3 protein-coding genes are annotated in these 1,731 nt (G+C 32.6%); all 3 read left to right on the forward strand.

Features of this window, described 5'->3' with window-relative positions; translation table 11 throughout:
• Positions 1-294 (forward strand): permease (locus M2139_RS14205; RefSeq protein ID WP_280739515.1); only part of this gene is annotated, 294 nt, incomplete at its 5' end.
• A gap of 20 nt (positions 295-314) precedes the next feature.
• Positions 315-545, forward strand: a complete 231-nt coding sequence (locus M2139_RS14210) for a thioredoxin family protein (protein WP_280739514.1) — start codon at positions 315-317, stop codon at positions 543-545.
• An 82-nt stretch (positions 546-627) separates the two neighbouring features.
• On the forward strand, positions 628-1,617 hold the full coding sequence (locus tag M2139_RS14215; RefSeq protein ID WP_280739513.1) for an IS30 family transposase: 990 nt from the start codon (positions 628-630) through the stop codon (positions 1,615-1,617).
• The last annotated feature ends 114 nt before the right edge of the window (positions 1,618-1,731 follow it).

Genomic DNA, 1,731 nt, shown 5'->3' on the forward strand with positions numbered 1-1,731 from the left:
ATTCAAACAATTTTAGGGAAAGATAACCCTTTTGCTGTTTTATTAGCAACGATAATTGGTACTCCAATTTATGCCGATATTTTTGGAGTACTCCCAATCGCTGAAGCATTATATGCAAAAGGTGTTCCAATTGGTACTCTAGTTGCCTTTATGATGTCCGTCACAACTCTTTCTTTACCTTCGCTTATTATGTTAAGTAAGGTGGTCAAGCCTAAATTATTGGCTATCTTTATAGGTATTTGTTTAGTAGGAATTTTACTTATTGGCTTTGGATTTAATTTATTAATCGCTTAAAATTGAAAGGAGTAAAAAACATGATTATCAAGATATTAGGTACAGGTTGTAAAAATTGTCAGACACTAGAAAAAAACGTTAAAGAGGCCCTACAGCTTACCAATCAATCAGCTGAAATTGTAAAAGTTACAAACATTATGGATATTCAAAAATATGGTATTCTTCGAACTCCAGGATTAGTTATTGACGAAAAAGTAGTCCTTTCTGGTAGAGTACCAAAATCAAAAGAAATAACACATCTTTTTAAATAGAAACAATAATAAAGAAAAGTTACTAAGTCTATTTAAGTAACTTTTCTTTATTCATTTACATATTCACAAGGAGCTTATTCGTATGACTTATAAACACCTATCTCCAGAAGAAAGAGGGAAGATAGAGGCCTATCTTGACGAAGGACTTTCCCATTCAGAAATTGCTAAACGTTTAGATAGACATCGTTCTACAATTCACAGAGAGATTAAGCGTAATTCAGAACAACGCAAGTCTAATAGCATAGCCGCATTACGCTATCAAGCTACTAGTGCTAATAATGTTGCAAAAATGCGTAAAAAGAACTGTGGTGCATCCACAAAAGCCACGATCCATAATACTCAAATAATTTTAAAATATTTAAATAAAAAATATTCTCCCGAGCAAATTGCTCATAGTATAAAAAGTGTCAAAGTATGCACTAGAACCATTTATAATTGGATTTACTTCGGCATAATTAAATTCGATATAAAAAAATTACGACAAAAAGGTAAACGGTTCAAGAGAAAAGCTGTTGGCAGAAAATTACGACGACCAGATGCATCTTTTTACACAGATAGAACTATTGATTTAAGGCCTTCTGGAATTGATTCCCGCTCAGAATTCGGCCACTGGGAAGCTGATACAGTAGTATCAAAACAGGGTATAAATGCTTGCTTAGCAACATTTGTAGAACGAAAAACACGCCAGTATATAGCAATAAAAATTCCACGAAAAGACGCTGTATCCATGATGAAAGCAATCAATCAGCTAATTAAAATGTATCCTAAAGGTATCAAGAGCATTACTTGTGATCGTGGAACAGAATTTGTAAATCGCTTTAAAGTAGGAACAATAGAAGATACTTTTGGCATTAAAGTATATTTCGCTCATCCATATGCTCCACATGAGCGAGGATCGAACGAGTATCATAATGGATTACTTAGAGAATATTTCCCAAAACCAAGTAACTTTAATCGAGTTACACAAGAAGATATTAATCAAGCAACTAACTACTTGAACAACCGCCCTAGAAAAAACCTTAAATGGAAAACTCCGCAATACAGATTCAACTTAGAGTATGCCAAGCTTTGAAATTAATGTTATAAAATAGTCTACAATTTTCAAAAAGTTACTGATAGAAAGTAGATAAAATAATATCAGTGAAAATAACTCAAAAAGTTATTAAGAAAGTATTAAGATGTTGCG

This window comes from Enterococcus sp. PF1-24, from assembly GCF_029893325.1.
GTDB lineage: Bacteria > Bacillota > Bacilli > Lactobacillales > Enterococcaceae > HY326.

Coding starts and splice junctions, on each gene's coding strand:
- M2139_RS14210 (WP_280739514.1), top strand. CDS start 315: ATGATTATCAAGATATTAGGTACAGGTTGTAAAAATTGTCAGACACTA.
- M2139_RS14215 (WP_280739513.1), top strand. CDS start 628: ATGACTTATAAACACCTATCTCCAGAAGAAAGAGGGAAGATAGAGGCC.